The sequence below is a fragment of the Rhodoferax sp. genome (assembly GCF_018063565.1).
Taxonomy (GTDB): domain Bacteria; phylum Pseudomonadota; class Gammaproteobacteria; order Burkholderiales; family Burkholderiaceae_C; genus Rhodoferax.
Genome location: NZ_JAGPBB010000024.1, coordinates 21,050 through 47,221 on the forward strand (window position 1 = coordinate 21,050; position 26,172 = coordinate 47,221).

Annotated in this window: 24 protein-coding genes; 16 read left to right on the plus strand and 8 right to left on the minus strand. The window is 60.5% G+C overall.

The window, feature by feature from the left end:
- Positions 1-126 precede the first annotated feature (126 nt).
- From KBF66_RS07800 to KBF66_RS07810, 3 genes are all read left to right on the plus strand, one after another.
- Positions 127-1,482: an ATP-binding protein gene (locus KBF66_RS07800; RefSeq protein ID WP_296654800.1), complete on the plus strand. Its 1,356-nt coding sequence runs from the start codon at positions 127-129 to the stop codon at positions 1,480-1,482.
- 94 nt (positions 1,483-1,576) lie between these two features.
- Positions 1,577-3,199: a mechanosensitive ion channel domain-containing protein gene (locus KBF66_RS07805; RefSeq protein WP_296654802.1), complete on the plus strand. Its 1,623-nt coding sequence runs from the start codon at positions 1,577-1,579 to the stop codon at positions 3,197-3,199.
- An 84-nt stretch (positions 3,200-3,283) separates the two neighbouring features.
- Positions 3,284-3,508, plus strand: a complete 225-nt coding sequence (locus KBF66_RS07810; protein WP_296654803.1) for a zinc ribbon domain-containing protein — start codon at positions 3,284-3,286, stop codon at positions 3,506-3,508.
- A gap of 2 nt (positions 3,509-3,510) precedes the next feature.
- Here the strand turns inward: KBF66_RS07810 and KBF66_RS07815 are convergent, their stop codons facing one another.
- On the minus strand, positions 3,511-4,413 hold the full coding sequence (locus KBF66_RS07815; RefSeq protein ID WP_296654804.1) for a radical SAM protein: 903 nt from the start codon (positions 4,411-4,413) through the stop codon (positions 3,511-3,513).
- A 20-nt stretch (positions 4,414-4,433) separates the two neighbouring features.
- On the opposite strand from KBF66_RS07815, the gene KBF66_RS07820 reads away from it, so the two are divergent.
- The 5 genes from KBF66_RS07820 to KBF66_RS07840 all read left to right on the plus strand — a co-directional run bounded on the left by KBF66_RS07820 (position 4,434) and on the right by KBF66_RS07840 (position 8,502).
- Positions 4,434-5,198, plus strand: a complete 765-nt coding sequence (locus KBF66_RS07820) for a sulfite exporter TauE/SafE family protein (protein WP_296654805.1) — start codon at positions 4,434-4,436, stop codon at positions 5,196-5,198.
- Between the two features lie 17 nt (positions 5,199-5,215).
- Positions 5,216-5,428 carry a DUF3079 domain-containing protein gene (locus tag KBF66_RS07825; RefSeq protein WP_296654807.1) on the plus strand — a complete coding sequence of 71 codons (213 nt, stop codon included), beginning with the start codon at positions 5,216-5,218 and terminating at the stop codon, positions 5,426-5,428.
- A gap of 129 nt (positions 5,429-5,557) precedes the next feature.
- A complete protein-coding gene (locus KBF66_RS07830; protein WP_296654809.1) occupies positions 5,558-6,853 on the plus strand; it encodes an ATP-grasp domain-containing protein in 1,296 nt (431 codons plus the stop codon).
- 47 nt (positions 6,854-6,900) lie between these two features.
- Positions 6,901-7,497: a YHS domain-containing (seleno)protein gene (locus KBF66_RS07835; RefSeq protein WP_296654810.1), complete on the plus strand. Its 597-nt coding sequence runs from the start codon at positions 6,901-6,903 to the stop codon at positions 7,495-7,497.
- Between the two features lie 102 nt (positions 7,498-7,599).
- The gene (locus tag KBF66_RS07840) at positions 7,600-8,502 is read left to right on the plus strand and encodes a patatin-like phospholipase family protein (RefSeq protein ID WP_296654814.1); all 903 of its coding nucleotides are present in this window, start codon (positions 7,600-7,602) and stop codon (positions 8,500-8,502) included.
- On the opposite strand, the gene KBF66_RS07845 is transcribed toward KBF66_RS07840, so the two are convergent.
- Complete coding sequence (locus KBF66_RS07845) at positions 8,489-9,904, minus strand: heavy metal sensor histidine kinase (RefSeq protein WP_296654817.1); 1,416 nt, start codon at positions 9,902-9,904, stop codon at positions 8,489-8,491. The genes KBF66_RS07840 and KBF66_RS07845 overlap by 14 nt on opposite strands.
- Positions 9,892-10,578 (minus strand): heavy metal response regulator transcription factor, encoded by a 687-nt coding sequence (locus KBF66_RS07850; RefSeq protein WP_296654820.1) that lies wholly within the window; start codon positions 10,576-10,578, stop codon positions 9,892-9,894. The genes KBF66_RS07845 and KBF66_RS07850 overlap by 13 nt, the downstream gene beginning before the upstream one ends.
- A gap of 168 nt (positions 10,579-10,746) precedes the next feature.
- On the opposite strand from KBF66_RS07850, the gene KBF66_RS07855 reads away from it, so the two are divergent.
- Genes KBF66_RS07855 through KBF66_RS07870 form a run of 4 tightly spaced genes read left to right on the plus strand, consistent with a single transcriptional unit; the run spans position 10,747 to position 17,191 of the window.
- Positions 10,747-11,070, plus strand: a complete 324-nt coding sequence (locus KBF66_RS07855) for a copper-binding protein (RefSeq protein WP_296654823.1) — start codon at positions 10,747-10,749, stop codon at positions 11,068-11,070.
- A gap of 50 nt (positions 11,071-11,120) precedes the next feature.
- Positions 11,121-12,392, plus strand: a complete 1,272-nt coding sequence (locus tag KBF66_RS07860) for a TolC family protein (RefSeq protein WP_296654826.1) — start codon at positions 11,121-11,123, stop codon at positions 12,390-12,392.
- On the plus strand, positions 12,389-13,987 hold the full coding sequence (locus tag KBF66_RS07865; protein ID WP_296654829.1) for an efflux RND transporter periplasmic adaptor subunit: 1,599 nt from the start codon (positions 12,389-12,391) through the stop codon (positions 13,985-13,987). Before KBF66_RS07860 ends, KBF66_RS07865 begins: the two co-directional genes overlap by 4 nt.
- A gap of 9 nt (positions 13,988-13,996) precedes the next feature.
- The gene (locus KBF66_RS07870) at positions 13,997-17,191 is read left to right on the plus strand and encodes a CusA/CzcA family heavy metal efflux RND transporter (protein WP_296654832.1); all 3,195 of its coding nucleotides are present in this window, start codon (positions 13,997-13,999) and stop codon (positions 17,189-17,191) included.
- Positions 17,192-17,429: 238 nt separating this feature from the next.
- Here KBF66_RS07870 and KBF66_RS07875 read toward each other — a convergent pair whose 3' ends face one another.
- The 5 genes from KBF66_RS07875 to siaB are packed head-to-tail and all read right to left on the minus strand — an operon-like array spanning position 17,430 to position 22,268.
- Positions 17,430-18,416 (minus strand): ABC transporter substrate-binding protein, encoded by a 987-nt coding sequence (locus KBF66_RS07875; protein WP_296654833.1) that lies wholly within the window; start codon positions 18,414-18,416, stop codon positions 17,430-17,432.
- 12 nt (positions 18,417-18,428) lie between these two features.
- A complete protein-coding gene (locus KBF66_RS07880) occupies positions 18,429-20,510 on the minus strand; it encodes a SpoIIE family protein phosphatase (RefSeq protein WP_296654835.1) in 2,082 nt (693 codons plus the stop codon).
- 33 nt (positions 20,511-20,543) lie between these two features.
- The gene (gene siaD, locus KBF66_RS07885; RefSeq protein WP_296654836.1) at positions 20,544-21,323 is read right to left on the minus strand and encodes a biofilm regulation diguanylate cyclase SiaD; all 780 of its coding nucleotides are present in this window, start codon (positions 21,321-21,323) and stop codon (positions 20,544-20,546) included.
- Complete coding sequence (gene siaC, locus KBF66_RS07890; protein WP_296654837.1) at positions 21,323-21,700, minus strand: biofilm regulation phosphoprotein SiaC; 378 nt, start codon at positions 21,698-21,700, stop codon at positions 21,323-21,325. Before siaC ends, siaD begins: the two co-directional genes overlap by 1 nt.
- A gap of 16 nt (positions 21,701-21,716) precedes the next feature.
- The gene (gene siaB / locus KBF66_RS07895) at positions 21,717-22,268 is read right to left on the minus strand and encodes a biofilm regulation protein kinase SiaB (protein ID WP_296654838.1); all 552 of its coding nucleotides are present in this window, start codon (positions 22,266-22,268) and stop codon (positions 21,717-21,719) included.
- A gap of 388 nt (positions 22,269-22,656) precedes the next feature.
- Between siaB and KBF66_RS07900 the strand changes: the two genes are divergently transcribed.
- The 4 genes from KBF66_RS07900 to KBF66_RS07915 form a co-directional block, all read left to right on the plus strand.
- Positions 22,657-23,256 (plus strand): VTT domain-containing protein, encoded by a 600-nt coding sequence (locus tag KBF66_RS07900; RefSeq protein ID WP_296654840.1) that lies wholly within the window; start codon positions 22,657-22,659, stop codon positions 23,254-23,256.
- Between the two features lie 105 nt (positions 23,257-23,361).
- Positions 23,362-24,528: a GGDEF domain-containing protein gene (locus tag KBF66_RS07905; RefSeq protein ID WP_296654843.1), complete on the plus strand. Its 1,167-nt coding sequence runs from the start codon at positions 23,362-23,364 to the stop codon at positions 24,526-24,528.
- Entirely contained in the window at positions 24,525-25,628 is a 1,104-nt protein-coding gene (locus tag KBF66_RS07910; RefSeq protein ID WP_296654845.1) for a hypothetical protein, read from the plus strand. Before KBF66_RS07905 ends, KBF66_RS07910 begins: the two co-directional genes overlap by 4 nt.
- Positions 25,629-25,688: 60 nt before the next feature.
- Positions 25,689-26,172: nuclear transport factor 2 family protein (locus KBF66_RS07915; protein WP_296654847.1), on the plus strand; the 484-nt coding region annotated here is incomplete at its 3' end.

Consider the following 26,172-nt stretch of genomic DNA (forward strand, 5'->3'; position numbering starts at 1 on the left):
TGGTACACCGCGGGCCTCACGGTGGGAGACCTTTTGATGATTTGGGCCAGGTGGCCGATCTGAGCAGCTGGTTTGGCATCCCGGGCAACCTGATGCCGGCCCTTGAAGATGCAAAATAGCCCACTCATGGATCTGACCCGTACCACCCCGACCCGTGCAACCGCGCCTCTCGACGGCATGGACGAGGGCGCCTGGTTGGACGTTATCCAGAAAATGGACGAGGTGTACTCGCGCCTGCTGACGGACGAAGTCGCCCTGGAACAAAAAAATGCCGAGCTTGAAGCCTCTCAACAATTGGTCTTCAGCTTGCTGTCATCCATGTCGGACGTGCTGGTGGCCGCCAATGCGCAAGGTCAGATTGAACAAACCAACCAGGCTTTGTGTGACATGGTAGGCTGCACGGACCAGAAGCTGCTGGGTCAACCCATGCAGCGACTGCTGCACAACAGCGAGCAAACGCAGCGCCTGAACGAGATGATGCACCGCACCACCAGCCTGCGCCAGGGCGAAACGGTAGAACTGTTGCTGCACGACAAAGCGGGTCAGGCCGTGCCTGTCGATTTCACCGTCACGCCACGCTTTGATAGCCGCAAACGTTGTGTCGGTTATGTTTTTGTGGGCCGTCCGATGGCTGAAATCAAACGTGCCTACCGACAGTTGCACGAAGCACATGAGGCCCTCAAGCTGACGCAGCAACAACTGTTGCACGCCGAAAAAATGTCATCTCTGGGACGCCTTGTGGCAGGTGTTGCGCACGAGCTCAATAACCCGATCAGCTTTGTGCTGGGCAACGTGCATGTGCTGAATCGATATACCAACCGCCTGCGTCAGTACCTTGATGCCCTGCATGCGCAGGCCGCCATCAGCCAGGACCCCGCGCTGGTGGCACTGGCACAAAAACTGCGGATCGAGCACATCCTGCATGATTTGCCCTCGTTGATGGACGGCACCATGGAGGGCGCCCAGCGCACTGCTGCCATTGTGGATGGGCTCAAGCGTTTCTCGGTACTCGATGGTGAAGACCACGAAAGGGTCGCCATCAACAGCCTGATCGAACGTGCCATCCACTGGGTGCGCACCGGTATGAAACTGGAGTTCGAGGTGAGTTTTGAGCCTTGCCCTGGAGGCACGGTGACGGGCAACGCTGGTCAGCTGTTGCAAGTGCTGATGAATTTGATCCAGAACGCTTTTGATGCCGCTTTTCGTCCTGACGGTCCTGTGCCCAAACTGCTCATCAGCGTGCGCCAGACGCATGCTGTGCTGGAGATCAATCTGCACGACAACGGACCCGGTATCGCACCCGACGTGATGTCACGGATCTTCGAGCCATTTTTCACCACCAAGCCGGTAGGCAAAGGCACCGGCCTTGGCCTGTCAATCAGCTACGGCATTGTTGAACGCCATGGCGGCACACTGACGGCCATCAATCACCCACAGGGTGGGGCGGTTTTTGTATTGCGACTACCCGCATGCGAAGCGTGATTCGGCCGTTCAAGCAGGTCAGTATCCATGGCTGGGCCATCAGGATCTTGCTCAACACCAGCGGCAGTCCGGTCGGATTTCAAGGAAACCAATGATGAAGCGCATTTTGATCGGCCTTGTGATTTGTTTTGTCAGTGTGGCCTTTGCACAAACACCACCACCGCAGGTCGTCGCGTCCGGCATCCACATGAATGGCGCTGAGGCGACGGTGCGGGTCCTGAATCGAGAGATTTTCACCGCTCGTTCGAACCTCAGTGGCATTTCAGCAACTGACCGTGCCCGACGTGCCGTGACCCGAATCAAGGAGCAGTTGGAGCAACCCGGCCCAAACAAGGTCACGCTGGTGCCAGACAGCATCGGAATTCTGGTCCAAATTGATGGAGCGACGTCCTTTGCTGTGACCCCCGGTGACGTTGACCTGTCCCACGGTGAAACGCTGGAGTCTCGGGCCAATGCCGCCAAGGCCGCTCTGGAGACTGCCATCAATGAAAGCCGTGAAAGTCGCAACGCCCATTTCCTGCTGCTGGCCGCGCTCAAAGTTGCGCTGGCAACTCTGGTCGTGCTGGGCTTGATCCGGCTGGCCCTGTTGACTCGCCGCAAACTCCTGTCGGCGATGCTGAGTGCAACCCAGCGGCATTCCGAGCGGCTTCAGCTCGGCGGTGTCAAACTGGTGCGCAGCGAGCGTGTGGCCATGACTGTGCGCATGGGCTTGAACGTGGTGTACCGCGTTGTCTTGTTCGTTCTGGTTTACAACTGGCTGAGTTTTGTGTTGTCGTGTTTTCCTTACACTCGCATCTGGGGCGAGACACTCAATGCCTTTTTGATTGACCTGCTTGCCAGCATGGGAGCGGCCATATTGCATGCCGTTCCGGGTATCGTCACCGCCGGCGTGATTTTTTTTCTGGCCAAATGGGTGTCAAACCTGTTCCACAGTTTTTTCGAGCGCGTACGCACCGGCCAGATTCAGCTGACCTGGCTGGACGCCGACGTGGTCGCACCGACACGGCGCATCGCCAAGACGCTGGTCTGGCTGTTTGCACTGGCAATGGCCTACCCCTATTTGCCTGGCTCCGGTACCGAAGCCTTCAAAGGTCTGTCAGTTTTGGTGGGCTTGATGCTCTCGCTGGGCGCCTCCAATCTGGTCGGCCAGGCCGCCAGTGGTCTGATCCTGACCTATGGCCGCGTTTACCGCAAAGGCGAGTATGTGCGCATCGCAGACTCCGAGGGGACAGTGACCGAAGTGGGCATGTTTGCCACCCGCATTCGAACCGGTCTGGGCGAGGAACTCACCATTGCCAATTCAAAAATTCTGGAGAACACCACCACCAACTACTCACGGGTGGTTAAGGGTGGGGGCTTTGTACTCGACACCAAACTCACGATTGGTTACGACACCCCCTGGCGTCAGGTGGAGGCCATGCTGATTGAAGCCGCCAAACGCACTGAAGGTGTGCAGATGGACCCGAAACCACTGGTCTTTCAGACTGCATTGTCCGACTGGTATCCCGAGTACCGCTTGGTGTGTCAGGCCATTCCGTCCGAACCCAGGCCGCGCGCGCTGGTGCTGAGTGCCTTGCATGCCAACATCCAGGACGTTTTCAGTGAATACGGCGTACAGATCATGTCGCCGCAGTACTTTGAAGATCCGCCAGAACCCAAAGTCGTCAAGCCCGACAACTGGTACCCGGCACCCGCCGTGCGACCCGAGGGCAAATGAGTTCCCGTCCCCTGTGTCGAGCGAAAGCAAAAGGCAGCCTGCCCGGCCGCGACCGATAATCGGTGCTCTCCCGGAGTTCACACCATGCCCATTTACGAATACGCTTGCCGCGACTGCGGCCATCAGTTTGAAACGCTTGTGCGCTCGGACACCACGCCCGAGTGTCCCCAATGCCACTCGATCCAGCTTGAAAAGCAGTTGTCGGTATTTGCCACTGCCGGTGCGTCGTCCAGCATGCCCGACCTGCCACCCAGCCCCTGTGGCAGCGGTGCCTGCTGTATGCCCGGAGGCGGTTGCGGCTTTCAGTAGCGCTACAAGCCACGTTGCCAGGCTGGGCGCAAGCGGGCGGCCTGCGGTGCCTCGATGGCGGCGCGCACCTGCGCCAGCAGGCGGGCCTTGTCGGCGCCCAATGTGCCCTTGAGCACCAGCCAATTGGACGCATGGTCGCTGCGAAAGACCGTGCGTTTAAGTTCCAGCGCCTGCAGCAACTGCTGCATTTCAACGAACAAGCCCTGCTGTGTCAGCGGCTCCCAGCCAGGAAAACCGGCCCGAAAGCGCGCCTCACCTTGCGGAAAGCTCACCACCAGCGTCGACAAAAACTCGGGCTGGGTCTGGTTCATCAGCCGGGCGGATTGCTCGGCGTGTTGGACCGACAGCGCCTGACCACCCAGGCCGTTGAGCAGCATCACTGATCGGCTGATGCCGGCCGCACCCAACTTCTCAAGCGCCTCGGCAGTGGTGGCATACGTATCACCCTTGTTGACGCGAGCCAACACCTCGTCGTCGCCCGACTCGGCACCCACATACACCAGCGAGAGCCCCGCCGCGCGCAGCGCCTGCAACTCGGCCACCGATTTGTTGCGCAGGTTGCGCGCCAGGCAGTAACTGGAAATACGCCGCACGCCGGGCAACTGCTGACCAATCGCCTCCAGCACTGCCAGCAAGCGCCGACTTGACAGCGCCAGCGCGTCGCCATCGCCAAGAAAAACGCGCTGCACCTGGCTGCCAAACTGTGCGGCGCAGTCAGCCAGGCTCTGGCGCAGTTCGGTCTCGTCACGCGCGGCAAACTTTTTCTGCGGTGCGGTGTACATCTCGCAGTAGGTGCAGCGATTCCACGAGCAGCCGTTGGTGAGCGGCAAAATCAGCGACTGGGCCTCACTGGGTGGGCGAAAGACAGGCTCGATGTAGTGGACAGGAAATTCTTGCATCATCATGGCGCGGCGACAATCATCGCATGATGCCCGATTCTTGGACCTATGCGCCGTTACTGTTTGCCGCCGCGTTCGGCGCGGGTGTGCTCAACGCCATTGCCGGTGGCGGCAGCTTTTTGACGCTGCCCGCGCTGATCTTTGCCGGCGTACCCCCGATCACCGCCAACGCCACCAGTGCGCTGGCGGTCAGCCCGGGCTACCTGGGCAGCACGCTGGGTTTTCGGCCCGAATTGCGCAGTTTGCCCATCCAGCGATTGCGCCGGGAAATGCTCATTTCTGCCTCTGGCGGCGTTATCGGGGCCATTTTGTTGCTGGTCACCCCGGCCAAGGTGTTTACCAGCATCGTGCCCTGGTTGCTGCTGTTTGCCACCGTGTTGTTTGCGGCAGGGCCGACCATCGCCAAGCGGGCGGCGGGCGTGAATGGCGCTGCACACGGACTGACCCGCTGGCGGGAGCCTGGCCTGGCGCTGGTGGCCATCTACGGCGGATATTTCAATGGCGGGCTGGGCATCTTGCTGATGGCACTGTACGCCGTGACGGGTGAGGCGCGTCTGCACACCGCCAACGGTTTGAAGAATCTCAATTCCCTGGTGCTGTCCTGGCTGTCGGTCGCCGCATTTGTACTGGCCGGTGTCATTGCATGGCGGGAAGGTGTATTGATGATGCTGGCGGCCAGCCTGGGCGGTTACTTTGGGGCGCGATGGTCCAAACGGTTGCCGGTCACCATGGTGCGCCTGGGCGTGATCAGCACCGGTCTGGTCATGAGTACGGTGTTTTTCTTGCGCTGACACGAACGCACGACACCGTGAGCAAGAAATTTCCTGATCAGCCGAAGAACCCTGAGCGCATTTGCTGGGGCTGTGACGCCTATTGCGCCGTCGGCGACATGCGCTGCGGCAACGGCTCTGACCGCACACCGCACCCGGCAGAGCTGTTTGGTGACGACTGGCGTGACTGGGAGCAGCCGCAAGCCGACCCATCCGGGCCATCCAAACTCCAGGATGGCTCGATCAAATGAAAACCGGCCAACCTGGACGATGCCTGATGAGCCACTGGGTGTGCGCAATATTGTGTCAACGTTCTTGAGGTTGCGTGGAATCGTGCCGGCGTCGGGCATGATGCAGATCCCACCAAAGGGTATTTCCGAATGAAGACACTGGTTTTATTCAACTACGACTGGGACCTGGCCGGCTTTGCGCGCAACGCAGCACAATGGCCGCATGATGTAGCCGGGTTTGATCTGTTCAGTTTTCCGAGCAACGCAAACCTAGCCTGGTTTGACATGACGCGTTTTGTCGAACGACTGGCGCGCCAGGCCGAGCGTCGCGGCTGGACCGCCGTGGTCTCCAACCACGAGCAGTTTGGCGCTCTGGCAGCGGCACTGCTGGCCGAGCGCATGGGATGGCCGGGCACACCGGTCAACGCGGTACTGGCCTGCCAGCACAAGCTGTACGCGCGCGAAGTCATGGCACGGGTCTGCCCCGATGCCAACTGCGGTTTTACCCGCTTGCCAGCCCGCTATGGCGACCCAGCACCCGAAGGTCTGGTTTACCCGACCTTTGTCAAGCCGGTCAAAGCCGCGTTCTCCGTGCTGGCGCGCAGCGTGCACAGCCGTGATGAACTACAGCGCCATACGCGCTTTGGCTTTTGGGAGCTGTGGGTGATCCGCCATCTGGTTGAGCCGTTTGAGCGCATCGTGCGCCAGCGCCTGCCAAACGCCGGCACGGCGCACAGCCTGATGCTTGAAGAGCCCGTGCCCGGCGCGCAGTTCAATCTCGATGGTTATGCCTTTGCCGGCGTGGTGCACGCGCTGGGCGTGGTGGACGCCATCCACTATCCCGGCACCCAGGCTTTCATGCGCTTTGTGTACCCCAGCACGCTGGCCGCCGATGTGCAGGCGCGTGCGTTGGAGGTGGCGCGACGTTTCCTGTCGGCGGTCGGCTTTGACCACGGCCTGTTCAACATGGAATTTTTTTACGATGCGCCGAGCCAGCGGCTCACCGTGATCGAATTCAACCCGCGCATGGCGGCGCAGTTTTCAGACCTCTACCTGCGCGTGCTGGGGGTTGACCTGCACCAGCTGGCTCTGGCGCTGGCGCATGGACAAGACCCGGCCGTGGTGCCACGCAGCCCAGCCACGGCGGGTGCAGCGGCGAGTTTTGTCTACCGCAGCTTTTCTGAAAGCGATGCGGTGCACCTGCCCGATGCGGCGCAACAGCAGGCGCTGGCCCGGTCGTTCCCGCAGGCGCTGCTGTTTTGTTTTGCCAAGACGCCAGGGCAGATTGCGCGTGATTTCAAATGGCTGGGCAGCTACCGCTACGGCATCTTGCATCTGGCCGCAGCCAACGCACAGCAGCTCAAGTGTGACTGCGAGAACGCCAGCGCATTGCTGGGCTGGCCAGCGCCGTATGCCGATGCCGTTTGCCAGCACGAATCTGCCTGATCTGGCATATTCGCGCTTTGATTTGTGATTGACTGGAAAACTCCACCATGCCGACCTCTCGCCTGATACACCTCTGCGCTGCCGCCCTGATTCTCATCACTTTGACGGGCTGCGGTGCCATCACCGCGCAAAACCCCTCGGGCAACTACCGGCCAGTGAACGCGGTGGCCGATGACCCCGAGGCAAGACTGCTGCTCAAGGGTGCCGACGTGACCGCCTATTTCACCCAGGGCAAATTTGTGCAGGGCAGCGCGCAGTTCCGCAGCAGCTACGAAGGGGTTGATTTCAGATTTGCCAACGCCCAGGCCAAAGCGCTGTTTGACCAGTCGCCCACTCAGTACCTGCCGCAATATGGCGGCTACTGCGCCAACGGGCTGGTCTACGGCATTCCTTGGGGTGGTGACGCCAATACCTGGAAGATGATCAATGGCAAGCTCTACATTTTTGGGGGGCAAGGCTCACTCGACGCCTTTGAGCTCGACGAACAACAAAACCTGGCGCTGGCAGACAAGTACTGGAACGAAGAGGTCAAGGACAGCAATAGCTTCTTGCAGCGCAGCAAGCGGATGGTTTTGCGGGTACCCCATTACAAGAGTGGCGAGGAACTGGCCAGGCTGGTGACAGCAGCCAAAGCCAAACCCTAAGCAGTGACGCTGGGTACATCGTCTATTTTTATGAAAAATGCACTCCAGCCCTTATAAATCAAGCCTGGCAAGCTCTCTACCCTATAGCGTTCTGGAGTACCCATGAAACGCCGCCTGGCACTTAGCGCATTGGGCGTCAGCACCGCAGCGGTGTTGTCCGGATGTACCCTGGGGCCACGCGACGGCGATGCCGACGCCGATACCCCCGCGCAAAAACCATCGACCCGGCACTACCCGGTGGCCTGGGTGCTGAGTTCAGGCGGGCCGCGTGGTTTTGTCCATGTCGGCGTACTCAAAGCACTGTCTGAGCTGGGGCTCAAACCCGACCTGGTGGTGGGCAGTTCGGTCGGCGCGCTGGTGGGCTGCCTGCTGGCCTCAGGCGTAGGCATGGCACAGATTGAGACGCTGGCGCTGGAAACCTCGATGACCAGCCTGTTTCGGCTCAACTTTTCGGGCGACTTGTGGCTCAATGGCGGTGGCCTGGCGGCGCTGGTGAACGACACTGTCGCCAACTTGCGACTACAACAGTTTCCCACCGCATTTGCAGCCGTTGCGCTGCGCGCAGACAACGCCGAACTGGTGGCTTTCAATTGGGGCAACGCCGGTCTGGCCGTTCAGGCCGCCTGTGCTGTGGAGGGGCGTCTGGCACCGGTGGCGATTGGCCCGGCCCTGTATCTGGATGCCGACCGCGTCAGCCCGCTGCCGGTTCGTCTGGCGCGCCGGTTGGGCGCGCTGCGGGTGCTGGCCATTGACGCTTCGGCGCACGAAGACAAGGCACCGCCCACGGCCAGCGCCTACCGTGCCTCCGACCTGCGCAAACGCGCGCTGACACAAGCCGATGCCCTGCACGCCGACCTGGTGCTGCACCCCGAGTTTGGCTACTACACCGGCGTCAGCCGCGACTACCGCGAGCGCAGCATCGATGCGGGCTACCAGCAGACGTTGCGGCAAGCGCAGGCGCTGCTGCATTTGCATGAACCATCCGGGCAAATCAAACAGGCGTAGCGGCGATCGGCAACACGATCGAAAAGCGGGTAAGCCCGCCAGACGATGTGACTGAAATCGTGCCACCATGCGCGGCAACAATGGAGCGGGTAATGGCCAGGCCAAGGCCGGTGCCTTCCTGGTTGCGCTGGCGTGACGGATCGACGCGAAAGAAGCGGTCGAACACGCGCGCCAGAAACTCGGGCGCAATCGGGTCGCCACAGTTCTCCACATCGATCGTGACTCGATCCGCCGTGTGCCCGAGGGCGATGTCCACACGGGTGCCCGCGCTGGCGTGGCGCACGGCGTTGGACAACAGGTTATGGATGGCCCGACGCAACATCAGCCGGTCGGCCGGCACCTGGGCGAGGCCGGTCAGGCGCAGCGCCAGGTTCTTTTCGGCAGCAAGCGCATCGTAGTAGTCAAACAGGGCCGTCACTTCGGCGTTCAGGTCGACGGTCTCACGGTTTGGCACGACCAGGCCGTTTTCTGCCTTGGCAAGCAACAGCATGTCGGCAATCATGCGCGCCAGGCGTTCGAACTCTTCGGCGTTGGACTCAAGCACCGCGCGGTAGTCACTGGCGCTGCGGGCACGCGACAAAGCCACCTGGGTCTGGGTCATCAGGTTGCTGACCGGCGTACGCAGTTCATGGGCAATGTCGCTGGAAAAGTCAGACAGTCGCTCAAACGCCACTTCGAGCCGTGCCAGCATGTCGTTGAGGGACTGGGCCAACTCGGCCAGCTCCGGCGGGACCGTTTGCACCGGCAACCGGTGGCTGAGCTGCTGGGCTGTGACGACCTGTGCCTGGCGGCGCATGGATTGCAAGGGCGCAAGGCCGTGACGCACCACGAACCATCCCAATGCACCGGTCAAAGCTGCAGCGGCAGCGACAAAGAGCCACAAAGTCTGTTGAAACGACTGCATGAAAGTCTGATGGTGGCGAATGTCAGTTGCGGCAACGACCAGCACGCGCTGGGCAGCACCGGCCGGATCGGGCATTGCGGTCGGTATTTGCGCGGCAATGACGCGGTAGGTTTGTACGCCATGTGTCCAAAGCATGGGCGTTTCATTCGCCCGGGCGGCTTTCTCGACCACCTGCGCCGGGTCGAAGTCGGCCTGCGCAGTGGCAAAAATGATGGACCGATCGGCGTCCAGCAGCATCACCTCCAGCCCGTGATGCCCGACCAGCGAGCGTGCCAGCTGGTGGGTGAATGCCGTCAACGCGCCCGCCGTGTCGACCGTTTGCAAACCCTGACGGATCAGTGCCATCTTGCCCGACAGCACTTCCATGTCGAGCTCCTCGAAATGTTGCTCGACGGCTCTTGCCACCACATACCCAAGACCCAGCAGCACCGATGTGGCCACCACCACAAACATCAGCGTGAGACGGTGTGTGAGCGACACCCGGTTCAGGGCGAGCAAGCCGCATCCTCCAGCACATAGCCCATGCCACGCACGGTGCGAATCAACTTGAGCGCAAAACCATCGTCCACTTTGGCCCGCAGGCGGCGCATGGCGACTTCGATCACGTTGGTGTCACTGTCAAAGTTCATGTCCCAGACCTGCGATGCAATCAGGGAGCGCGGCAACACCTCGCCCTGGCGGCGCAGCAACAGCTCCAGCAGGGCAAATTCCTTGGCCGTCAGGTCGATGCGGCTGCCAGCCCGGCTCACGCGCCGACGCATCAGGTCAAGCTCCAGATCCCCCGCGCGCAGAAACTGCGCGGCTGGTGCCCTGCTTCCGCGCCGCAGGAGCGTACGCACCCTGGCCAGCAGTTCCGAGAAGGCGAACGGCTTGACCAGGTAGTCGTCAGCACCTTGCTCCAGCCCCATGACCCGGTCATCCACAGCATCACGCGCGGTCAGGAACATGACCGGCATATCCTTGCCCGCGTGGCGAATTCCCGCCAGCACAGACCAGCCGTCCTGGCCCGGCAGCATTACATCGAGTATCGCGAGGTCATGATTTTCCGTGAGTGCCAGATGAAGGCCGTCGACGCCATCGCGCGCCAGATCGACGGTAAAGCCCGCCTCCGTCAGACCTTGCTTGAGGTAATCCCCGGTTTTGCGTTCGTCCTCCACGATGAGGATTTTCATGACAAGGTTCCATGGTGACTTTGGGTGCTGCGATTCTGCCTTGCGATCGACATGGCATTTTCAGATTACAAAAAAGTAATCTGGCAGACAGCTTGCTGTCGGGCAGCAACAGCGAGACTGTCCCCCATCGCGACCACGAACCATCACCCGATCTTCATTGAAAATGCCATGTCAGCCCATATTGCAAAAGCACTGATAGCTACTATTTTCGCAGTGTCCGTGCCAGTTTCCGCGCAAACCAGTCACAACCAACACGGCACAGCGGCGGCGGCCACAACGACTGGTGAAGGTCTGGTGAAGAAAGTGGACAAGCGCAAAGGTACGGTCACCCTGGCGCACGGCCCAATGAACGGTATGCCGGCCATGACCATGACCTACAAAGTCAAGAACGCGGGCTGGCTTGACAAGCTGCAAGCGGACCAAAAAATCCGCTTTACCACCGACCCGGCCGATGGCGGCATGACAGTCACCTCATTCGAGCCCCTCAAGTAGGCCCACCACGGCGCGCCGGGCCACATCGGTTGCCAGTGCCACACCCCATCATGCCAACCAAGTTTCCTGCTGCGACACGCTGTGTGCTGTTGATGATCGCCGCCTGCGCAAGCGCGTTCGCCGCCGAGCCGCCGCTGGGCACCAATGTCGAAGGTCTTCTGGCCCTGGCCAAGGCGAGGAATCCTGATGTTGCGGCGATGCGCCATGAGGCAACCGCTGCGCAAGAGCGTGCCCTGCCGGCGGGTGCGCTGATGCCACCGCGCTTCAAGATGGAATTGCAGGACATCACCCGGTCCGACACTCAGATCCCAACCCTGCTGCCCGGCCGGGTTGGCGCCGCACAGTACACCCTGTCACAAGACCTGCCCTGGACAGGCAAACGCGGGCTCAGGAGTGAGTTGGCCGCCAGGGAGATAGACGCCGCACAGGCCCGTGCGGTGCAAGTCTGGCTGGAAACTGCCGCACGGATCAAGGCGGCCTACCTTCAGCGCTACCTGGTCAAAGCGACCGAGCGACTGGTCAGCGAGAACCTCGACCTGATGCTGCAACTCGAAAAGGTACTGCAAGTGCGGTATGCCGGTGGTCTTTCGGCACAGCAGGACATCACCCGGATTCACGTGGAGCACACGGGCATGCGCGTCGAACTCGCTGCACTGGCCGGCGAGTGGCAGGTGACCCAGGCACGCCTCAATGCCTTGCTGGCTCGTCCGCTGGATGCACCACTTGCGGCACCGGAGCAACTTCGGCCCCTGCCAGACCGCGCCAGGCTCAGTCTCTCAGCGCTATCTGAACGACTGCGCCAGACCAGCCCGGCTCTGCAAGCGGCATCGGCACGGGTCTCGTCCGCTGAAAAGACACGGGATCTGACGCTGAAGAACCGCTACCCGGATTTCACCCTTGGTGTCAGCGCCATGCAACGCCGTGGAACCTGGAATGAATGGGGTTTGATGCTGGAGCTCAATCTGCCAATTCAAAGTGATGTCTTGCGCGCTCAGGAGCGCGAGTCTGAGGCCATGCTGGCAAGCGCGCAGGCACGCCAGGAAGCGGCGGCAAATCAGGCTTTGACAGATCTGTCAGAAAACCTTAGCGCGCTGGAGACGGCACGCCAGACCGAACACCTGATGACTTTCAGCCTGATGCCGCAAGCCGAGCTGACCTGGCGCGCCGCCCTGGCTGGCTATGAAAACGGCAAGGCAGACTTTGCCACCCTCCTCGATGCGCAGCGCCAGATTCGTCAGGCTCGGCTGGGCCAGCTCAAAAGCCAGGTCGAGGCACAACTGCGACTGGCCGAGATTGAACGGCTGATTGGAGAAGAAGTATGAACAAAGCTGCGCTGTCTGCCGTGAGCGCGGCCGTGCTGGCCGCTGCCGTGGGTGCGGGCTATTGGCTGGGCCAGTCGGGACACCCATCGCCTGATGCGACGGCATCTGCCACCATTGCCGGCGCACCCGACACGGCATCCAAAAGGCCCAAGTTGCTGTACTACCGCAACCCGATGGGTTTGCCAGACACCTCGCCAGTGCCGAAAAAAGACCCGATGGGCATGGACTACATCGCGGTATTTGAAGGCGAACTGGCTGACGACGCCAGCGCCTCACCCAATCAGGTCAACTTCAGCACACAAAAAGTGCAAAAACTTGGCGTGCGAACGGAAGCCGCCCAGTTGCGCAGCTTGGACAGGGCGGTTCGCGCGGCAGGGCGTGTCGAGCCCGACGAGCGTCGCATTGCCATTATTGCGCCCAAGTTTGAAGGGTATGTGGAGCGACTGCACGTCAATGTGACCGGGCAGTATGTGGCCAAGGGCCAACCACTGTTTGAGGTGTACAGCCCCGAGTTGGTGTCCGTCCAGCGCGAGTACGCCATCGCCGTGCAGGGCGCTGCGTCGCTCAAAGGGGCTGACAGCCCGGCGCAACTGGGCATGGGCCGGCTCGTGGAGTCGAGCTTGCAGAGGCTCAAGAACTGGGATATTTCTGAGGAGCAGATCAAGACACTGATCGCCACGGGCGAAACCCTGCGCACGCTGACGTTTCGCTCACCCGTGTCGGGCATTGTGACCGAGAAGAAGGCGGTGCAAGGCATGCGGTTTATGCCCGGTGAGGCGCTGTACCAGGTGTCGGACTTGTCAGCGGTGTGGGTGGTGGCCGATGTGTTTGAGCAAGACCTGGCGTTGGTCAAAACCGGTGCCAGAGCGCGCGTCACGGTCAATGCGTATCCGGACAAACTGTTTGAAGGCAAGATCACTTACGTCTACCCAACGTTGAAAGCCGACACGCGGACCGTGCCGGTGCGGGTGGAGCTGCCCAACCCCGGCACACTGCTCAAGCCGGGCATGTTTGCGCAGATGGATTTGCAGGTGTCGGGCAAAGGCCAGGCCATCACCGTGCCCTTGTCTGCGGTGATTGACAGCGGCACGCGGCAGATCGTGCTGGTTCAGCTGAAAGAGGGCCGCTTTGAGCCACGGGACGTCAAACTGGGGGCCCGCAGTGACGCCCATGTTGAAGTGTTGTCTGGCGTCAATGACGGTGAGCTGGTAGTGGTGGCGGCCAATTTCCTGATTGACGCCGAGAGCAATCTGAAAGCCGCTATCGGAGGTTTTGCCGGGCCTGCACCCTCGGTGTCCGTGGCAGCATCCGCCACAACCGTGAACGCGACACCCGGCAAAGGGGCTGGCCACCGCGCAGAGGGCAAAGTTGAAGACGTCGATCACAAGGCAGGCACAGTGAACATGACGCACGGGCCCGTTGCGAGCCTGAAATGGCCGGCGATGACGATGGAGTTCAAGGTGGCCAACGGCGAACTGCTGAAAGCCTTGAAGCCCGATGCACGCGTGTCGTTTGAGTTTGTGGAGCGTGCGGCGGGTGAGTGGGTGATTACCAGCGTGACGCCTGCTGGGCACAAAAGCGACATTTCTCACTAGCAGAACCCCATGCTTTCCAACATCATCGACTGGTCAGGTCGCAACCGTTTTCTGGTGCTGCTGACCACGCTGTTCATCGTGCTGGCCGGCGTCTTTGCCGTGCTGCGCACACCGATTGACGCGTTGCCGGATCTGTCTGACGTGCAAGTCATCGTCTACACCGAGGTACCGGGTCAGGCGCCGCAGGTGGTGGAAGACCAGGTGACTTATCCACTCACCACGGCGATGCTGTCAGTACCCAAATCGAAGGTGGTGCGCGGGTTTTCGTTTTTTGGTGCATCGTTTGTTTACATCATTTTTGAGGATGGCACCGACATCTACTGGGCTCGCTCGCGGGTGCTGGAGTACCTGAACTTTGCCGCTGGCCGCATGCCCAAAGGCATCACGCCACAAATCGGTCCGGATGCCACTGGCGTCGGCTGGGTGTATCAGTACGCACTGCTGGCCAAAGACAAGACACTGGCCGAGCTGCGCAGCATTCAGGACTGGTATGTGCGCTACCAGCTCACCAAGGCGCACGGCGTGGCCGAAGTGGCCTCCATTGGCGGCTTTGTGCAGACCTATCAGGTGACCGTTGATCCGGTCAAGCTGCGTTCGTTTGGCATCCCCTTGATGCGCGTGGCGCAGGTGATTCGCGACTCTAACCGCGATGTGGGCGGCCGCGCCGTGGAAATGGCCGAGACCGAATACATGGTGCGCGGCAAGGGCTACCTGCGAGGAGCAAGCGACATCGAGATGCTGGTGGTCAGGGCCGACAAAGGCACGCCGGTGCTGATCCGCGACATCGCGCGGGTCGAGCTGACGCCCGACGAACGACGTGGGCTGACCGAACTCAATGGCGAAGGCGAAGCGGTGTCGGGCATTGCCATGGCGCGCTACGGTCAGAACGCGCTGGAGGTGATTGCCAACCTGAAAGACAAAATCGCTGAGATCGGCCCCGGCCTGCCCGAGGGCGTGACGGTACAGACGGTGTACGACCGCTCGGAACTGATCAACCGCGCCATCGACACGCTCAAACGCACACTGCTGGAAGAGTCACTGATCGTCGCCGCCGTCTGCATCATCTTCCTCATGCATGTTCGCAGTGCCTTGGTGGCAATCCTGATGCTGCCGGTGGGCATCCTGATGGCTTTCATTGCCATGCGCCTCCTGGGCATGAGCTCCAACCTGATGAGCCTGGGTGGCATTGCCATCGCTATCGGCGCCATGATTGACGCGGCGATTGTGATGATCGAAAACGCCCACAAACACCTGGAGAAATTGGGGTCGGATCCCAATTCAGGGCAGGGCCTTCGAGCGGGCAAACCCGGCGTCACTGAATTGAGCTCTGACCCCGATGGGTCGCAACGTGCGCGCGCCATCCTGCAAGCATGCAAAGAAGTCGGCCCCGCCCTGTTCTTTTCCCTGCTGATCATCACCGTCTCGTTCCTGCCCGTCTTCGCCCTCGAAGGCCAGGAAGGCCGCCTGTTCTCGCCCCTGGCCTACACCAAGACCTTCGCCATGGCCAGCGCGGCTTTCCTGTCTGTCACGCTGGTGCCGGTGCTGATGCTGCTGTTCATCCGCGGCAAAGTCATGCCAGAAGCCAAAAACCCTGTGAACAAGGTGCTCATTTGGCTTTACCGACCAATCATCACGGGTGTGATGCGCTACAAAAAGGTGACCATTCTGCTGGCGCTGTTGGCGCTGGGTGCCACCTATTACCCGGCCTCCAGATTGGGCTCGGAATTCATGCCCACCCTCAACGAAGGTAGCCTGCTCTACATGCCCGCCTCGCTGCCAGGCATGTCGATCACCAAGGCTGCCGAACTGCTGCAAACGCAAGACAAGATCATCAAGAGCTTCCCCGAAGTGGCCTCGGTGTTCGGCAAGGCCGGCCGCGCCAACACCGCCACCGACCCGGCACCCACAGAGATGTTCGAGACGGTGATCAACCTCAAACCCGAATCCGAGTGGCGCGCGGGACTGACCATGGACGCACTGATTGCCGAGATGGACAAGGCGCTGCAGTTCCCCGGCGTGGCGAACAGCTGGACCATGCCGATCAAGGCGCGCATCGACATGCTGTCCACGGGCATCCGCACGCCGATTGGCATCAAGGTGTTTGGCAAAGACCTCGACGAAATGGAAAAGCTCGCGCGGCAAATCGAGGCCGTGGTCAAAACCGTGCCCGGCACCAGCAGCGCCTTTGCCGAACGCATCACCGGTGGTTTTTACCTCAACATCGAGCCGGATCGCACCCAACTGGCCCGCTACGGCCTGGCCGTGGGTGATTTGCTGGACGTGGTAGGTGTTGCACTGGGTGGCGAGATGGTGACAACCACGGTGGAGGGGCGCGAGCGCTACGGTGTCACGGTTCGTTACCCGCGTGAGTTGCGCAGCGACCCGCAACAGATTGCCCGCGAGGTACTGGTGCCGACCATGGACGGTGCCATGATTCCTTTGGGCCAATTAGCCAAGGTGATCGTCGCCAAAGGCGCGCCAGGCATCCGCACCGAGAACGCGCTGCTGTCAGCCTACATCTATGTGGACATCCGCGACCGCGACATTGGCAGTTATGTGGCCGAGGCCAAACAAGCCGTAGCGGCACAGGTCAAGTTCCCGAGCGGTTATTACGCCACCTGGAGCGGCCAGTTTGAGAACATGGAACGGGCGTACCAGAAGATGAAAGTGGTCATCCCGGTGACGCTGCTGAGCATTTTTCTGCTGCTGTACCTGAACTTCAGGCGCATTACCGAGACCCTGATCGTGATGCTGTCGGTGCCGTTTGCGCTGGTCGGCGGGGTTTGGCTGATGTGGTGGCTGGGCTACAACCTGTCGGTGGCGGTGGCGGTGGGCTTTATCGCACTGGCCGGAGTGGCGGCAGAAACTGGCGTGATCATGCTGATCTACCTGGATCATGCCTGGGAGGCCGTCAAGAGTCATCGCCGCTCGGACGGTCGTATGCCCGATGTGGCTGACCTCTACGCAGCGGTGATGGAGGGTGCGGTAGAGCGGGTGCGCCCCAAGATGATGACGGTGGTGGCCATCATGGCCGGTCTGCTGCCGATTTTGTGGGGCACCGGCACGGGTTCAGAAGTGATGAGCCGCATTGCCGCGCCGATGGTGGGTGGCATGATTTCATCTACTGTTTTAACGCTGGCGGTGATTCCGGCGATTTATGCCCTGGTCAAGCAGTGGCGAATTGGGCGAGGGCTTGAAGGGTGATGGCTGTGGTGTTCAGCGAAGGTGTTGCTGCTGTTCTTTTTAGATTTCTTGGCATGTACTTTTCGAGGAGGAAATGCTTATCGGTGCAGCCCATTCGAAACCCTTCCTCATTTCCGCTGGTTTCTGGCGCGGCGGACTAACAGCTTGCTGTCACGGACCAGCAGCATCAGGTTGCCGCTTGGCAGCGAACTTGGATCCCATGCCGCCCAAACTGACACATTCAAAGGGCATCCCTGCATCACTTGATGACTTTGTCGGCCTTGTTCAGGAATTCCGCCGTCAGGGTCACCCCTTGAAGGGCAGCGGCTCTCTGATTAATGACCAGGCTGAATTTTTCTACCGGCCCCCATGGAATATCGCCGGGTTGGCTGCCTTTGAGAATCAGCCCGGCCTTTTTGCCGGCCGAATAGCCAACCAGGTAGTAATCCAGGCCATAAGCCGCCACTGCCCCAGCGGCAACGCTGTCGACATCACCAGCGAAGAGGGGAATTTTCTTCTCGTTGCAAAGCTGCACGATCGACGTCAGGTCGGCGACCGCTGTGTTGTCTGAGGTGATCGTCATCGCATCAATCTTGCCGACCAGCGATGCCGCAGCCTGGGCGACCGCCTTGCTGTTATCGACGTGTACCTCGACCAGTGTCAGTCCGAGTTTTTTCGCGGCTGCGCGCATCCCCTTGATATGTATCACGGAGTTGGGTTCAGACGGGTTGTAGATCGTGCCCCAGCGTTTGGCATTCGGTAACATTTTTGCGTAGATTTCCATTTGCAGCGCCACCGGCCATTGGTCGCTGACACCGGTCAGGTTGGTCCCGGTCTTCTTGCCAGGCGCACTGTCTTTGGGCACGATGCCGGCGCTGACCGGATCGGTGATGGAGGAAAACACCACCGGAATGGTCTTGTGAAGCTTGACCACAGCCTGCGTGGTTGGGGTTGCGATGCTGTGAATCAAACTCACTTTTTCATCTGAAAATTGCTTGGCAATGGCTTGCGCCCGGACCAGGTCGCCTTCGGCATTCATGCGCAGATAGCGAACATTCACGCCTTCCTTGAAACCGACGCTGGCCAACCCGGCCTCGAATCCTTTCTCGTCGGCATCCAGGGCGGCATGCGTGGCAATCTTGGTCACGCCAATGGTGTGCATCTTTTTCTCCTGGGACAAGGCTGAAGTGCTGAGCAGCGCGCAGGCCAGCAAGGCGATGATTCGTCGTAATCCAAGAGCTTTCATGTCTGTTCCTTTTTATGGCAGCCGAAAACCGAGAAGGGTGATGTCGTCGCGCTGAGGATAGGCACCGCGATAGCCATCGATGGTTTCGATCAGGCGCTGGCGTTGATCGGCCAGCGGCAAATGGGCATGTTGCAGTATCCAGTCACGCAAGCGCTGGTTGCCAAAACTGTGCCCATCGGGTCCGCCTGCCTGATCGAGCAGGCCATCGCTGACCAAATAATAAGTATTCGTCGGCGCGACCGCTCGCGTCACGTTGTTATAAGTACCGCGTTTTCGGTCATTGAGGCTGCGACGCCCGCCGCAGATTTCTTCGCAGACCGTGCCATCGGTCCAGAACAGGGATTGATGCGCGCCGGCAAAGGTGATCGTGCCGGCTGCGGCATCGTAGTGACAAAACGCCGCATCGATGCTGGCGACGATGCGCTTGTCCAAAGGCAGCATGTTGCGCACCACTGTATCGGTATGCAGCAGCAGGCTGGCCGGGTCGTTCCAGGCCACCGCCTGGCTGGCCACTTCGATGGCCGCGTGTGCGGCCATAGTCATGCAGGCACCCGGTACCCCGTGGCCAGCGCAGTCGATCACCCCGAACAGTTTGCCTTGCGCGTTGCCCTGATAGAAATAGAAATCGCCACCCACCACGTCGCGGGGCAGCCAGAGCACAAAGTGCCGGTCGGCCATCTGCTGGGCGAGCTGGCGGTCCGGCAGAATGGCATTCTGGATCAGGCGCGCATAGTCGATGCTGTCAGTCAGGCGCAGGTGCGCGTCCTCCAGCGCCTGGGTTCGCTGCGCGACCAGCTGTTCCAGATTTTCGGAGTGGGCCTTGACGCGCTGCGCCATGTCTTGCATGGACGCAAACAGGGTAGCGACTTCCTGTATCGGGCTGAGCTTAGGCGCAGTCGCTGGCCAGTTGCCTGTGGCCAGGCTGATCGATGACTGGCTCAACGTCCGCAACGGTCGCGCAATATAGTCCGAGGCGAACAGGCCGATGATGATGCAAAACAGCGCCACCGCCAAAGCCAGATAGACGATATTGCGCAGCATGTCACTGGCGACAGCGGCATAGCGGGCTTGCGGCAGCAACACGCCGACGGTCAGGCGCGGCCCCTCTGGTAACTGATAGCTTTGCCATTTCAGCAGATGACGCGCGCCATCCAGGTCGGCGAAGGTGCTGCCAGCAGGCTGGTCACCGCTTGCAAGCCGATTACCGGTCAGGCGCAAGAGCGGATTGGCACTGGTGGAGAGTTTGAGGCGGATCACCGCGCCGTCGACCACGCGATAGATCGGCTCGGGTATCGAGGTCGCAAGCAGTTCGCCGCCACTTTCAGCGATGAAGGCGATGCCACCGGTTTTGGCGGTCAGCTCGCCGAGGTACTCGCTGAGGTGCGACAGGGCAACATCGGCCGTGATCACGCCGATAAAGTCGCCCACCGGATTGAACAGTGCGGCAGAGACACCGATTCCCATGGCGTCGTAAGCATCGGTGCCATCGTTGATCAAATAGCGGTAGGCCGGGTACCAGGCGATGCCATGACGACCGGTGGTGGCCGCATACCACGGCAACTGGCGAGCATCGAAAACGTCCTCGCCTTTGGACAATTGTTGCGCCGTCTGACCGGTTTCATCGACCCGATAGACCTGCAGCTTGCGCCCATCGGCAATGCGCGAATGCAAGATGCGCAAGCCCCGGTCACTGCCGCGGGGCGGCCGGTTGCCGCCATAGTATTCGCCGTCCGACATGCCGATCGCAACGAAGGTCAGCAAGGGCTGCTGACGCAGTTGCAGCAGAAATTTCTGCACCATTTCGTCACGGTTGTTTTCACCCAGCAAGCCGTTATCGGCCAGATCCTGGTTGTAGGCCAAAACCCGTCGCGGTATTTCAAAAAACGCCAGCACCCGGTCTTGAATGCGTTCGCTGACCTCATTGGCCATGGCGTAGGTGAATTGCTCCGTAGCTTGTTCAGCGTTGCGGTACGACACCCAGCCGGTGATGGCCACAATCGGCAGGAACACCAGCATCAGCGCCCCCATCAGGAACAGACGCAGGCTGACCTTGCCAGTTTGTTTCAGTCCATTGGCAGGGGGGTGATCAGCCATCGCGGCGCGCCGGTTGCTGTGTCAGGGGCTGCGTTAGGGGCTGCCGACAACGCAATTGCGGCCGGCGTCCTTGGCCCGATAGAGGGCATCATCGACACGTTTCAAGGCCGCATCGATGGTTTCTGCAGACTGAAATTCGGTAAAACCGATGCTGACGGAGAGTTGCAGCCCAGGATGCAGGTCAGCCGTGCTGATGGATGCCACGGCCAGTCGTATCCGCTCGGCCAGTTGGGCTGCATTCTGTTGGTCGCAGCAGGCAAACAAAATCAGGAATTCCTCGCCGCCCCAGCGGGCACAGATGTCGTAGTCACGCATGCCTTCACGCATGCAGGCGGCCACGCGTTTCAGCACCAAGTCGCCGACGGCATGGCCCGCGCTGTCGTTGATACGCTTGAAAAAATCAATGTCCAGCAGTGCGATGGAAAACCTTTCACCATTGCGGTCGGCATGCGCGATGGCCTGCGTCAACCGCTCTTGCAGATAGCGACGGTTGGGCAGACCGGTCAGTTCATCATGGGTTGACAGGGCGGTGAGCCGGGCATTGAGATCCTGCAGCATGGACTGATAGCCATCGCTGATGCGCACGATCTTCTCGACCTGGCGTACTTTTCGCTGTAATCGCTCGGCGTAAGACAGCCCGCGATCGCGTTCCGCCTGTTGGTATTTGTCGGAAATCTGTGTCAGGCGCTCAAGCATCTGCTGTTGCGTGCGGCTATGCTGGTACAGGTCTGCCAGTGCAGCGCGCAAGTCGCCCACGGGCGCTGCCGGGTCCTTCAGCAAGCCCTCGATCCGGGAAGCAAGCGGCAGATCCATCAGGACTTGACGTCGATGGTGAAGGGAAAAGTGCAGTCTTCGCGAAACTCTTCTGCCAGTTGGCCAACCCGCTCATTGGCCGCCTCGTAGGACCAGCGCGCGCCAACGGTCTGGCCTTTTTTGTGGGCGACTTCCATCTGGTCAAAAATGTCCATCATTGAGCGAATGCTGCTGGTGTTGAGGTAAACCAGCTCCAGCTCCAGTTGTAGCGGCCGGTTCGCTTTGGCCAAAAAAGTTTCGACCCAGTCGATCAGCGGTTGAAACAGCTCAAACGAGTTTTCCGGGTAAGAGTCGCCCTTCATGCTGATGACACCAGCGCTCCAGTCAGCAGCGATGGCAGGCGAGGAGGACGATTGCGGGATAAGCAGATTGTTCATGGCGGTTCCTGATGTCTTAGAGAACGACCCGCAGGTTGAACAGGGTGCGTCCGTTGTCGAGGGCCTGCAATGTGTGCTGCAAAGGGGCGGCAGCCTTGCGCGCCATGTCGATCAGGCCCAGGCCGGCGCTGCCGGTCAGGGCACTGCGCGGTTGGCGCAACTGTGTCTTGAAGGCGGCCTTCAGGGCCTCCTTGTCAAGGTGAAATAACTGTCCAATGCGCTCGCCCAACGCATTGGCATCCTGATCCCGGACGATATTGCTGGCTGAGATGACATAGTGGCCGGCGTCATCACGGGAAATGAGGATGGTCGAAGCTTCATTCTCAAACGCCTGCGCTTGCGCATAGCGGCGGATGTTCTGCGCCATTTCGATATAGACGGAAAACACGTCGGATATCGCAGAGGGTGACTCTGCCTGGCCCTCCATGTGTTTGCGCAAGGCAGTACCGATTTCTTCAATCAGCGGTGCTGTGACCGGGCCATTGAAACACAGCATGATGTTCTGGCGATTGAAAATTTCCCGAATTGCCAGCAGATCGATCGGGGGTTCCTGGTTGGACATGGTCATTGAAGTGCATCCGGATGTTGCCGGGGCATTGTAGGAGTGCACCAAATTATTGCAGTGTGTCCGGACAAAGATGCCACTCTGGAGGAGGCCCATCACATTGGGCGACTGCCGGTTCAAGTCTCAAAAAATCTGTCAGCCTCCACCTCGTCACCAATCCGATTCAGCTATAAATTGACAAGCAAACAGTTCATATAAAACAAGGGCAAAACGCCAATTGAACATGCAAATGTCCAGCACTCGGTATGGCTCCTGCCATCTTGATTCACAATGACACCAGCATTTCCAGCCCCTGCCACACCCAGACATGACACTTGAGCTCTGCACTTTGCCCAATGCAACGGCCCCACACAAACCGCCAGATCACCGGGGGATCAAGACCTGATGCACCATGATGGACCTTGCCAGCATCCAACAAATACAGCAGGGCTTTCAGAGCTATCTCGGCACTCACCCGGCAGCCGTGACCGGGGCATTTGTCGCGGTGTTCACTACCATCACCGCGCTATGCCTTCCAGGTGCGGCGTTGTTGATGCTGTTGGCCGGCGCCAGTTTTGGGCTGTTCTGGGGCAGTGTGCTGGCCACGCTGGCATCCAGCGCCGGTGCCACCCTGACCATGCTGGGTGCACGCCATCTATTGCGGCATCGGGTCGAGCAGCGCTACCCCGAGCGTCTGCACGCCTTCAACCTGGGACTGCAGCGTGAGGGGGCGCTGTATCTGCTGTCGCTGCGGCTGCTGCCGGTGATTCCGTTTGTGCCGGTCAATCTGCTCAGCGGCCTGACCCGCTTGCCGGCCACTACATTCTTCTGGATCAGCATGCTGGGCATGCTGCCAGGCACGGCCCTGTATGTGAATGCCGGCGCTTACCTGGCGCAGCTGCAGTCGATGGATCAGCTGCTATCGCCGCGCACGTTGGCCACGGTGATGGCACTGGGCTTGCTGCCGCTGGCGGCGGCCTGGGTGCTGCGCAGGCGCGGGCGTCGCAACTGAGGAGGCTTTGCCTTGATCGCACGCGTCATGTGGTTTTTGCACAGCAAAGACATAGTGACGCACAATCATCATTAAACACCGCTCCCACCCACGCCACACCCCGTCATGACGCTTGACATCAATACGCTGTTGCTGGTCACAGTGATGAACATCGTGGTGCTGGCTCTGATCTCCTCGGCGGTCATGGGCACGCAGCTTGAGGCGGCCGCCAATGCAGCACGCTGGAGTCTGGTTGTGCACGCGGCGGCCTGGGTATGCATGATCGTCGCCAACCTCTGGCCCGAGACACTGGCCGACCGGACGCTGTCCACACTGTCATTGGCAGGATTCTGTGGCACCCACTGGCTCATGTTCAAGGCGCTTCAGGGGTGGCTGGGTCGGCGCCGGTTTGGGCGGGCGATCACAGCACTGGCCTGGCTGGCACCGCTGGGCTATTTTTTGCTGTTTGGCAGCTATCCATGGCGGGTGGGCTGGGCCAACTTTTTACTCGTCGCGCAATTGCTGTTGCTGACGACGGCCTGTTTTGCCCCCAGCACGTCGCTGCGCGGCCGCTGGCGCTATGTGGTGGCCGGTAGCCTGATCACCATGGCGGTGCTGACCCTCGGTCGGGGCGTGCTGGGGGCGTTCACCGATCTGTACCCCAGTTTTCTCACCCCGCACCCCTGGAACATTGCCGCCATGCTGATGACCAACATCGTGCCGCTGATGATCAACTTCGCCATTCTGGGCGGCTGGCATGAAGAAGCGGAAAGTGCGTTGCACCGTCAGGCCGTGACGGACGCCCTGACCGGTTTGCTTAACCGGCGTGGCTGGCAGGAGGTGGCGCAGCCGCTGGTTGCCAATGCCAAGCGCCACCAGTTGCCGATGGCCCTGCTGATGGTCGACATCGACTATTTCAAGAACATCAATGACACCTATGGTCACGAGGCGGGGGACCGGGCATTGCAGGCGCTGAGCCGCTTGCTGGGTGAGGCAAGCCGGGCCAGCGATGTGGCGGCACGCGTGGGCGGTGAGGAGTTTTGCCTTTTGCTGCCCGGCAACGATGCGCCGACGGCACAACTTCTTGACCAGCGCCTGCGTCAGCAGTTGCCCGCCATGGCCAGGGCGCTTGGGTTCCCGCTGAACTTCAGCACCGGGCTGGCCACTCTGCAGCCGGGTGAAACGCTGGAGCGCCTGATGATTCGCGCCGACATGGCCTTGTACGCTGCCAAGGGTGCCGGGCGTGGGCAATTGCAGATCGCTGCGGCCCAACGTGATGGAGAACAGCCATGAAAGTACACACGTTCGCGCTGGGCCTGCTGGCCCTGAACGCTGCCGCCGCACAGGCAGGTGGCATCGACCGCTCAGGCCAGGGCCTGGGTGTGCTGTTTGAGCCTGGAAACTATGTGGAGGGATCTTTCAGCCAGGTCTCGCCCAATGTCACGGGCATGGATGTGGCAAACGGGGCCACGGGCAGTGTGGTCAGCCGCTATCCGATGGCAAGCCTGAGCGCCAAGCTGCAGGTGAGCCCGACGCTATCGGTGGCTCTGGTGATGGACCAGCCTTATGGTGCCAAATTGCTGTACGCCAACAGCACACCGCTGCTGGGTGGCACGCAGGTGGATGTGTCTTCGTCCGCGCTGTTGGGTCTGGCGCGCTGGCACATTCACGAGCACTTCAGTTTGCACGGTGGCTTGCGTGTTCAGCACGCAAACGCCGAGGTGCGCCTGCAGGGTCTGGCTTATGGACCGGTAAGTGGCTACAGGGTGCAGCTGGCGTCTGACACTTCTTATAGTCCGGTGGTCGGAATGGCCTACGAGTTGCCTCATATCGGGATGCGGGTGGTCGGTACTTACCACGCGGCGACCGTACACAACATGCCCACCCATGAGACTGGCGGGTTTGCCATGCTCAACGGTCAATCCACCACCCGGATCAATACGCCGCGCGCGATCAATCTGGATTTTCAGACCGGACTTGCCAGCAGTACCTTGCTGTTTGGGCAGTTGCGCTGGGTGAACTGGTCGGAGTTCCGGGTTGACCCTCAGCGGTTTATGGCAGTGACAGGCGAGGGGCTGATTGAGCTGAGAGACAGCAGCAGCTACACGCTGGGACTGGCGCAGCGCCTGAGCAGCCGATGGAGCGGGGCGGCATCGCTCCATCATGAAGCCAAAGGTGCACCGCTGGTGTCGCCACTGTCGCCAGTAAACGGCCGCCGCGGCGCCACGCTGGCTGCAATTTTTACCGAAGGTCGCTTGCGAGTCAGTGCTGGCCTCAGCTATATGAAGCTGGGTGATGCGATGCTGGAGACCGGCACGCCCGACACGCAACGCGCGGCGATGCAAGGCAACCACACTGTGGGTGTCGGGGTCACGGTGGGGTGGGCACTTTAGGGCACGCGCCAGCGATCTGTGCGCATAATCACGACCCCCGCTGCTCTGGATTTGACATCCATGCCCAACTCCACCGATTCATCTGATCGTCACTCGCTCATTCGGGCGCTGTTTGATGGGTACATCGAGATGTATGCCGCGCGCAACGATCAATTGACCGGGCATTTCAGTGACAACTTCAGCGGTTACACCGGCGGTGGTGATTTTCTGGTGAAAGACCGGCTGGCCTGGCAAGCCATTACCCGCCAGGATTTTGCCCAGGTACCCAAACGCATCCGCATCGAGATGCTGGACTTGTGCCTGCAGGACATCAGCACCGACGTGGTGGTGTGCACCGCACTGTTTCATATCCATTTGCCGATGGCAGACCATGTGTTGTCCAACGAGGTGGCGCGGCTGGTGCTGATCTTTCGACTGGAAGGCGCACAGTGGAAGATTGTGCACAGTGGTATTTCGATCCCCTATCCGATGGTTCAAACGGGTGAGGTGTATCCGCTTGAGGGCTTGATGGAACGCAATCAGGCATTGCAAGCGCTGGTTGCCG

What these genes read in the sequence shown, in the direction of transcription:
- siaC (WP_296654837.1), bottom strand. Translation starts at nt 21,700, where the DNA reads ATGAACAATCTGCTTATCCCGCAATCGTCCTCCTCGCCTGCCATCGCT.
- KBF66_RS07880 (WP_296654835.1), bottom strand. Translation starts at nt 20,510, where the DNA reads ATGGCTGATCACCCCCCTGCCAATGGACTGAAACAAACTGGCAAGGTC.
- KBF66_RS07820 (WP_296654805.1), top strand. Translation starts at nt 4,434, where the DNA reads ATGATGCCCGATTCTTGGACCTATGCGCCGTTACTGTTTGCCGCCGCG.
- KBF66_RS07840 (WP_296654814.1), top strand. Translation starts at nt 7,600, where the DNA reads ATGAAACGCCGCCTGGCACTTAGCGCATTGGGCGTCAGCACCGCAGCG.
- KBF66_RS07900 (WP_296654840.1), top strand. Translation starts at nt 22,657, where the DNA reads ATGATGGACCTTGCCAGCATCCAACAAATACAGCAGGGCTTTCAGAGC.
- KBF66_RS07870 (WP_296654832.1), top strand. Translation starts at nt 13,997, where the DNA reads ATGCTTTCCAACATCATCGACTGGTCAGGTCGCAACCGTTTTCTGGTG.
- siaD (WP_296654836.1), bottom strand. Translation starts at nt 21,323, where the DNA reads ATGGATCTGCCGCTTGCTTCCCGGATCGAGGGCTTGCTGAAGGACCCG.
- KBF66_RS07805 (WP_296654802.1), top strand. Translation starts at nt 1,577, where the DNA reads ATGAAGCGCATTTTGATCGGCCTTGTGATTTGTTTTGTCAGTGTGGCC.
- KBF66_RS07850 (WP_296654820.1), bottom strand. Translation starts at nt 10,578, where the DNA reads ATGAAAATCCTCATCGTGGAGGACGAACGCAAAACCGGGGATTACCTC.
- KBF66_RS07905 (WP_296654843.1), top strand. Translation starts at nt 23,362, where the DNA reads ATGACGCTTGACATCAATACGCTGTTGCTGGTCACAGTGATGAACATC.
- KBF66_RS07810 (WP_296654803.1), top strand. Translation starts at nt 3,284, where the DNA reads ATGCCCATTTACGAATACGCTTGCCGCGACTGCGGCCATCAGTTTGAA.
- siaB (WP_296654838.1), bottom strand. Translation starts at nt 22,268, where the DNA reads ATGACCATGTCCAACCAGGAACCCCCGATCGATCTGCTGGCAATTCGG.
- KBF66_RS07800 (WP_296654800.1), top strand. Translation starts at nt 127, where the DNA reads ATGGATCTGACCCGTACCACCCCGACCCGTGCAACCGCGCCTCTCGAC.
- KBF66_RS07860 (WP_296654826.1), top strand. Translation starts at nt 11,121, where the DNA reads ATGCCAACCAAGTTTCCTGCTGCGACACGCTGTGTGCTGTTGATGATC.
- KBF66_RS07865 (WP_296654829.1), top strand. Translation starts at nt 12,389, where the DNA reads ATGAACAAAGCTGCGCTGTCTGCCGTGAGCGCGGCCGTGCTGGCCGCT.
- KBF66_RS07815 (WP_296654804.1), bottom strand. Translation starts at nt 4,413, where the DNA reads ATGATGATGCAAGAATTTCCTGTCCACTACATCGAGCCTGTCTTTCGC.
- KBF66_RS07855 (WP_296654823.1), top strand. Translation starts at nt 10,747, where the DNA reads ATGTCAGCCCATATTGCAAAAGCACTGATAGCTACTATTTTCGCAGTG.
- KBF66_RS07875 (WP_296654833.1), bottom strand. Translation starts at nt 18,416, where the DNA reads ATGAAAGCTCTTGGATTACGACGAATCATCGCCTTGCTGGCCTGCGCG.
- KBF66_RS07830 (WP_296654809.1), top strand. Translation starts at nt 5,558, where the DNA reads ATGAAGACACTGGTTTTATTCAACTACGACTGGGACCTGGCCGGCTTT.
- KBF66_RS07910 (WP_296654845.1), top strand. Translation starts at nt 24,525, where the DNA reads ATGAAAGTACACACGTTCGCGCTGGGCCTGCTGGCCCTGAACGCTGCC.
- KBF66_RS07835 (WP_296654810.1), top strand. Translation starts at nt 6,901, where the DNA reads ATGCCGACCTCTCGCCTGATACACCTCTGCGCTGCCGCCCTGATTCTC.